This window comes from Paenibacillus solanacearum (assembly GCF_910593845.1).
GTDB lineage: Bacteria > Bacillota > Bacilli > Paenibacillales > NBRC-103111 > Paenibacillus_G > Paenibacillus_G solanacearum.
In genome coordinates this window covers 1-1024 of sequence record NZ_CAJVAS010000114.1, presented here as the reverse complement: position 1 = coordinate 1024, position 1024 = coordinate 1, and the positions used below count along the sequence as shown (strand labels likewise).

General features: G+C 49.4%; 1 protein-coding gene. It reads right to left on the bottom strand.

The features are described 5' to 3' along the window. On the bottom strand, positions 1 to 976 hold a 976-nt coding region (ltrA, locus tag KXG62_RS33805; protein ID WP_246627772.1), incomplete at its 3' end, for a group II intron reverse transcriptase/maturase. Positions 977 to 1024 lie beyond the last annotated feature (48 nt).

Sequence of the window (1024 nt, the reverse complement as noted above, 5' to 3'; positions counted from 1 at the left end):
TTACTTCTTGCAGAGATCCCATCCATCTCGCTCGTTGTCGTTTCTTCGCATACCATCTTGTGATACGCTGAATAATGTACCAATCCAACTTAGCCAACTTTCCTTGGCTGTAGGCAGTGTAGTAATAATTCCGCCAACCTTGAATCTTGGGGTTTAGCCATGCGACATGCTCTTCAAAGGAACAGTGCCGCATCTTCGGCGGCGCCAGCCGTTCCTTCACCACCTCGCGTATACGTTCTTCTGCTTTCACCGTCAGCCACTGTTGGGTGGTGTAGTAGGCCTTTGCTTTGGACGTTTCTGCTTTTGTCTTCCGGTGGTGTAAGCCCAGGAAGTCAAAGCCTTCTTTACCTGTCCATAGTCCCACAATTCGGGTCTTCGTTGGATGAAGCGTCAGTTCTAGGCGTGCCATAATCGTTTGTATGAGCTCATGGGCTCGCTGAGCATCCTTTCTGGTTTTGCACACGACCACGAAATCATCCGCGTATCGCGTCAGTTCCCCCAGTTGCCTTCCATGGCGTTCCCATAGCAGATCGAAGTAGTTCAAATAGATGTTCGCTAGTAATGGTGAGATGACTCCGCCTTGCGGTGTGCCTAAATCTGAGCGTCTTATGTTTCCTTCCTCCATGACTCCCGCGCCTAACCACTTCCGAATTAACTTCAAGATTCGCCGATCGTTGATCCGCATCTCGATCAGCTTCACCAGCTTATCTTGGTTAATGTTGTCAAAGTAGCCTTGGATATCGACGTCGACTATCCAATTCCCTTTGCGGTTGCATGCTTTCCGGATACGTTCCAACGCTTGCTTGGCACTTCGTTTCGGACGGAATCCGAACGAGGTTTCTTGAAAATCTGCTTCAAAGATCGGTTCAATAACAAGCTTCGTTGCCATTTGTATGACTCGGTCTCGTATGGTTGGGATGCCAAGCGGGCGTTGTTTTCCATCCTTCTTCGGTATGTACTTTCGCCGTACGGGCAACGGATGGTAGTTGCCTTCCTTCAGCAAACGGTAGCAGTCCTCGATGAA